Consider the following 6,105-nt stretch of genomic DNA (forward strand, 5'->3'; position numbering starts at 1 on the left):
AACGCCGCATCGACGCTCCCGACGGGATCGAGGTCACCGGACCGCTTCCGGGCCAGCCACCTCAGGTGATGTATGTCTTCGGCCCGCACGATCGGTGCCTTCGATTGCTGGTGATCGATCCCGCCACCACCACTGACCGCGCCGACGCGCAGATGCGCAGAGCCCTAAGCGCGATCGCTGACCAGCCAGAATCATGAACTAAGGGTCTGCTAGAGGCCGCCGAAAACCCAATGAAGTTCGGCGAACCTCCTGTGCCGCACTGCCTTTGCGGCTGGTGACATGATCCTACCGGCACCCCCAACCAGCGTGGACCGCCGACCGGATATCTCTTGGGCACCCATGCAGCAATCCGTCACGTTGACCCGGCAGCCGAACCACGCTCGCTGTCCCGCCGGGTGCGGACCGGGTCCGGTCCGGGCGGGCTCGTCCGCCGCTATCTGTGCCGCTCGCGCGGTGCGCACCGGCGCGTAGGCTCGAAGCATTCGGCGGCATCACGCGCGCTGACCAGCAGAGGTCGCGCCGTCCCCGAATTCGACATCCGGCCTTCCCAGAGGCCACGGCAGGAGCGTCTGATGACGCCACAATCGACGAACGTGCTTTCGGCACCGCTTGGTCGCACACCCACTGACACCCCACGATTCCGTCTGCGCCCGGACTCCGAGGTGAGCGGCTACATCGATGCGACCTGGTGGCCACAATCGAGCAACCTCGCTGTCGAGCTCCCGGATCTGATCACCGCACTCCGTCCGCGAGCAGGGCCGATAAGGCGCATCGTCTACGACCCGCGCGTCTGGTCACCGACCGGCCGGCACCACCTCGTGGCCGACCGCACCATACGACTGGACCGGTATCCGTTCAAACTGTTCGGCATCATGTACATGTGCGGGACCGACGGCACCGTGATCGTGTTGCACGCCATCCCCCTGGGCACCGACCCCGCCCTGGCACAGTCCGTGCTCGCGGCGGCTGGGCGACCTGCCCGGACCGAACCGGCCCAGGAACGACGGTCCTGAACCACGAACCCCAATCACCCAACCACGCCGCGATGGGCGCCGCGACACCGTCTCCTCGCAACCGGCAGCCCTTCCCCAACCCGACCCGCGCTCCCCGCCTGCTCCTGCGCCGCCGCGACGCGCATTTCGCACGGCGTCGCGCTGCGGGTGTCTGCTGCAAGTTCGGTTCTTCTCCGGATCTTTTCGATCACGTGAGGAGTTCGACAGAACCCACGGGCACAGTGCCGATGACTACCGGAACCCCACCTCGCCCACGTGGTTGAAACCTGAGGGTCGGGCTACCGAGAGGCAGGCGCAGGCGGGGCAAGCCGTATGCGTCGCTTGTGGCTTGGAGATCCCACCATCGTTTTCCGAACATGCGGTGGCCGTGTTGTGGGGTCGCTGGCGGGGGTTGCCCCGTGCATCGGGGGCGTAGTGGTCCGCCTGGAGGGTGAAGCGCCGTAGCGTGTATCTGTGCTGCGGTGGTAGTGCCTGCGAATCGAGTGTTGCCATGCTGTTGACGGCGGGTGGGGTTAGCCGCGGGCGGGTTGATCGACAGCGATCCCGGCCCAGAGGGTGTAGCCGGTGTCGCGGTTGTCGGGGTACGGGGTGTGCCCCAAGCTCGTGGTCAGACGCGCCATGATTGCCGGGGTGTCGATCGGGTTGGGTACCGGGGTCGCGGGCAGGGTGTGCGGGGTGTGGACGCGGATGAGTAGTTGCGGGCCGCGCAATTCGAGTTCGATGGTCAGGACGTGGCCGGGGTGCGCGTGCGACAGCATTTGTTCGACCAGTTCGGTCGCGACCAGGCGCGTCAGCAGCCCCGCTTGGCCGATGAGCCAGCCGTTGCAGACCTCGTCGACGAAGCAGCGGAGTTGATGTCCGGCGTGCAGGGTGGGGGCGAGCTGGATGCGGGACCTGCGTGTGGGTTCGGGGCCCTTTTGATGGCGGCGCGGGTTGGAGTTGTCGTTCACGGTGTCACTGCCTCTCCGCACCGACTCCCCGTTCTGTCGCCTCGCTCCCGACGGGCCACGTGGGTCGGTGCGGAGAGGCGGACGCGAGTGCAGGGCTGGTGGGTCGGAGTGAACCGGGGTCCCCTGTGGTGGCGGACCGGTGCTGTCGGTTATGGAGTTCCCTATCGAGCGGCTCGCACACATCGGCGTGCCCGGCAGCAGCAGGCGGTGCGGATGCAGAGGCCGAGCGGTACGGGTCGTGCACTCTGATGCGTGTCACGCTGAGGTCTAGTCGCGGCGCAGATCCTCTTCCCATTTCCGCTGGTATGAAGCATTATTGAGAGTCGCAGGCGGGTCTCAGCGGTGTGCTGGGAACTACTGCTCAGGGTTGAAGCAGCAGCCCATCCCGTGCTCGTGCGGCGCGGGGCGATACAAGCAATGGGCAAAAGGATCTGGTCCTGATGTCGAACACATTCCTTGTTGAGAGCGGAGCAGCTGGAGCCGAGCAGCACGGGTCGCGTGCCTTGATGCGCATCACCCGCAGCAGGCCGACTCCGTCGATCGTCATCGTGATCGTTACCGGCGAGATCGACGCCACCAATGTCGGTGAGCTGGGCGAACATCTCCGTTATGCGATCTCTCTCAGTCGTCGGCTGGTCGTGGTGGACCTGTCGCATCTGAGCTTCTTGAGCATCTCGGGCCTGCAGGCCCTCCTCGACGCCGACGCCCACGCCAGGCAGCGTTACCGCGCCCTGTGTGTGGTCGTCGGACCACGATGCGTGAACCGCCTGCTCGAAGTCTGTGGCCCCGTCGACCTGAACACGGCGACCACGGTCGCCGAGGCCTGTATGTCGAAGCCGTGGATCGCGACCTGCAACAGAAGACCTCTACGCACGCGGACCTGATCGCCTCCCTCATCATCGTTTTCCGAACGGATAGCGACCGACACCGAGTGTCCAGGGCGGGGTTAATGGAGGCCGTGGACCTCGGGGCAGGCGTGCAGCGGGTTGCAGGAGTTCCAGTGCCTGTGCCGTCCCGTTCGCGCCGGGCCGCCGGGTGCGAGAATGAGGCCATGGCCGAGGACGACCGCGGCACCGGTGAAGCGGTGGCCTCGGTGGAGAAGGTGGTCGGCGCTGGCGACGCACTGCAAGCGGGCTGGTTCCGGTTCCACTTTGCCGACCAACGCTGGGAATGGTCCGACGAGGTGGCCCGCATGCACGGCTACGCTCCCGGTGAGGTGACCCCGACCACCGAACTGCTGCTGTCGCACAAACATCCCGATGACCGCGACCGAGTGGAAGCGGCACTGGTCACCTCGGTGCGCGACCACGCCCCGTTCTCCAGCCGCCACCGCATCATCGACACCCACGGCATCGAGCACCACGTCGCGGTCGTGTCGGACTCGATCACCGACGACACCGGCGCCGTGGTCGGCACCGAGGGCTACTACATCGACCTGACCGACCTTGACCCCGCCCGGACCCACGCGATCCTCAACGACCTGCTGCCGCAGATACTCGAACATCGGGTGGTGATCGAGCAGGCCAAAGGAGCGCTGATGCTCGTCTACGGCCTCAGCGCAGAGCATGCGTTCCGGGTACTGGTGTGGCGGTCACAGGAAACCAACATCCGCGTGCGTGACCTGGCGGCCAGGCTGATCGGCGAAATCGCCACCATTCAGATATCACCGGCGACACGCTCGCAATTCGATCACCTGCTGCTGACCCTGCACCACCAGCGAGCCCCTGGCAAACCGGTCGAACAGGACCTCGAACCCTGAACTCCGCCAGCACCGCCAAGCCACCAATTAATCCTCGGCCGACTGGACCCCACAGGCCCTAACGACCCCATCATCAGCCACGATCAGGCAGCGACCGGTTGAGAAGGCCGACCTGTTGGTATGCAATGTGTAGATGGAAGGCAACAATCGTCGGCGCTCGCGCCTGTTCGGTCACCTCGCCGAACCTACCGAGACCTGTGCACAGCCGGATACCCCCACGATCTGCTGCCGATATTCAGCACGGGCCGGTGCAGGTCAGTGACCCTGGCCGCCCGCACGTGGGATCTTGGGTACGCGGCCGGTTGGCGGCTGGTACGGGCCCTGCCGCAGCGGTGGGCGATGCGATCGTTCGAGGTCGCGGCCGACCGCGCTGCCCGAGGAGGTGGACCGGTTCAGCTACGCCGAAATCTGGCCCGGGTGCTGTCCACCACCCCGGCGGATGTGCCCGACGAACTTGTGCGCGCGAGCCTGCGCTCCTACGCCCGCTACTGGTGCGAAGCGTTCCGGCTGCCGTCGATGGATCCGGTGCGGCTGGCCGCGACCATCGAAACCGCGGCCACCGGGCTCGAACACATCCACGAGGCGGTCGAGCACGGACGCGGGGCAGTGCTGGCGCTACCGCACAGCGGCAACTGGGACATGGCGGGAGTGTGGCTGGTACAGCGGATCGGCACACCGACCGTCGTCGCCGAGCGGCTGCAACCGGAATCGTTGTTCCAGCGGTTCGTGCGGTTCCGTGAGCGCCTGGGATTCGAGATCGTCCCGCTCACCGGTGGTGCCGCACCGCCGTTCGCGCAGCTGACCGCGCGGCTGCGGCAGGGGCGGATCGTCGGCTTGCTCGGGGACCGCGACCTGACCGCTGCGGGTGTGTCGGTCACTTTTTTCGGCGAACCGGCCCGCATGCCGGCAGGCCCGGCCCGGCTGGCGATCGACACCGGTGCGCCACTGCTTCCGGTGCACTGCTGGTTCACCCCCGACGGCTGGGGATTCCACGTGGGCGCTGCGATCGACACCGCCGGCGGCGTGCAGCCCACAGCTCAGACCCTGGCCGACCGGTTCGCCGCCGCAATCGCCGCGCACCCCACCGACTGGCACATGCTGCAACCGCTGTGGACCGCCGACCAGCTCATCCGCGAGCAGGCGCGCAGCAATCCGCACAACTGATCCGGCCCAACCGTCCATCAGCGCGCACCCGACCCGGCCCCGGCCCCGGGCCCGGTCCCGCGGACGCTGCCTGCTGGATGGCTGCATCTGGGGGCGTAAGCTCGACAGTACCCGGCGGCAATACGCGCGCTGACCAGCCGAGGTTGCGTCGTCACCGGATTCAACGATCCGGCCTTCCGTCAGGCCGTGATGGGAGCGTCCGATGACGCCGTCACTGTTATCCACTCCGCCAGCACCGGCGCGCGGACTCACCCCGACCCCGCGACTGGATCTCCATCAAGACCCGAGGGACTACATCGACGCCACCTGGTGGCCAGGATCGACCAACCTCGTCACCGAGCTCCCCGATCTGCTGACCGCACTCCAGTTGGGGATCGGGCCGATATCGCGCGTGGTCTACGACCCGACCGCCTGGTCACCCGCCAGCTCGCATCTGCTCATGGACGACCGCACCATCCGACTCGATCCGTACCCGTTCGAGCTGTTCGACACCATGTACGTGTACGGAACCAACGGCACCGTGATCGTGCTGCAGGTCCTCCACCCGAGCACCGACCCGGCACCCACCCCGGTACCCGAAGGGGCCGGCGAACCCACCCGATCTACGGCGCCAAACGTGATGGCCAGGAACCACGAACCACGCCCCATCACCAACCATGCCGCGATGGGCACCTCAGCCGATCAGTGACCCCGCCGCCGGCGCGCCGCGGGGTCGCTGTCGGTTCGATAAGCCGCAGCCCCTCGTCGGACACCTTCGCGTACTTTGCGAGACTGCGCACCGACGTACGTCCCGATAGCTTCATCAGCACCGGTGTCGACAGGCCCTCCTCCACGGTCGGATCGGTGGAGACTGTACAGAGGTTATTCGGTTCCGGAACGCGAGTTGAGATATGGGCAGGGCGTTTGACCTGCAGATATTCGACGCCATCGTGGTCGAGTTCCGCTTTGGAATAACCTCTGGTGGAAAGCAGAGCTCCTGACGTTGTTTCCGCTGGTCGGCGTAGTCTGACCACGCTGGTTTGACTGAGCCCCCGTCCGGTGTTCCGGGTGAGGGCTCAGTCGTTTCCCTGACCGGCAGGTCGTGGTCGCTTCGAACAGCACGGTATGCAGCCATGACAGCTCGTCTAGTGTGTCGCGCCTGAAATGCATCCCGTAAGTTGTTAGCCTGTTTCGGTGTCGCATCGTGGGCCTTCTGCTGTTGAGATCGTTGTGTCCGATG

7 protein-coding genes are annotated in these 6,105 nt (G+C 66.3%); 6 read left to right on the forward strand and 1 reads right to left on the reverse strand.

Features of this window, described 5'->3' with window-relative positions; translation table 11 throughout:
• A partial coding sequence (locus ACFXKA_RS28855; protein ID WP_379429684.1) for a DUF5994 family protein occupies positions 1 to 197 on the forward strand: 197 nt, incomplete at its 5' end.
• A 375-nt stretch (positions 198 to 572) separates the two neighbouring features.
• Positions 573 to 1,013, forward strand: coding sequence for a DUF5994 family protein (locus tag ACFXKA_RS28860; protein WP_379429685.1), 441 nt, complete (start codon positions 573 to 575; stop codon positions 1,011 to 1,013).
• Positions 1,014 to 1,525: 512 nt separating this feature from the next.
• Here the strand turns inward: ACFXKA_RS28860 and ACFXKA_RS28865 are convergent.
• Positions 1,526 to 1,963, reverse strand: coding sequence for a hypothetical protein (locus ACFXKA_RS28865; protein ID WP_379429686.1), 438 nt, complete (start codon positions 1,961 to 1,963; stop codon positions 1,526 to 1,528).
• Positions 1,964 to 2,469: 506 nt separating this feature from the next.
• Between ACFXKA_RS28865 and ACFXKA_RS28870 the strand changes: the two genes are divergently transcribed.
• The 4 genes from ACFXKA_RS28870 to ACFXKA_RS28885 all read left to right on the forward strand — a co-directional run bounded on the left by ACFXKA_RS28870 (position 2,470) and on the right by ACFXKA_RS28885 (position 5,574).
• Positions 2,470 to 2,847 (forward strand): STAS domain-containing protein, encoded by a 378-nt coding sequence (locus ACFXKA_RS28870; RefSeq protein WP_379429687.1) that lies wholly within the window; start codon positions 2,470 to 2,472, stop codon positions 2,845 to 2,847.
• Positions 2,802 to 3,722 carry a PAS and ANTAR domain-containing protein gene (locus ACFXKA_RS28875; protein WP_379429688.1) on the forward strand — a complete coding sequence of 307 codons (921 nt, stop codon included), beginning with the start codon at positions 2,802 to 2,804 and terminating at the stop codon, positions 3,720 to 3,722. Before ACFXKA_RS28870 ends, ACFXKA_RS28875 begins: the two co-directional genes overlap by 46 nt.
• Positions 3,723 to 3,980: 258 nt before the next feature.
• On the forward strand, positions 3,981 to 4,886 hold the full coding sequence (locus tag ACFXKA_RS28880) for a phosphatidylinositol mannoside acyltransferase (protein ID WP_379429689.1): 906 nt from the start codon (positions 3,981 to 3,983) through the stop codon (positions 4,884 to 4,886).
• Between the two features lie 202 nt (positions 4,887 to 5,088).
• On the forward strand, positions 5,089 to 5,574 hold the full coding sequence (locus ACFXKA_RS28885) for a DUF5994 family protein (protein WP_379429690.1): 486 nt from the start codon (positions 5,089 to 5,091) through the stop codon (positions 5,572 to 5,574).
• The last annotated feature ends 531 nt before the right edge of the window (positions 5,575 to 6,105 follow it).

It is taken from the genome of Nocardia sp. NPDC059228 (assembly GCF_042754245.1).
In the GTDB taxonomy this organism is placed as follows: domain Bacteria; phylum Actinomycetota; class Actinomycetes; order Mycobacteriales; family Mycobacteriaceae; genus Nocardia.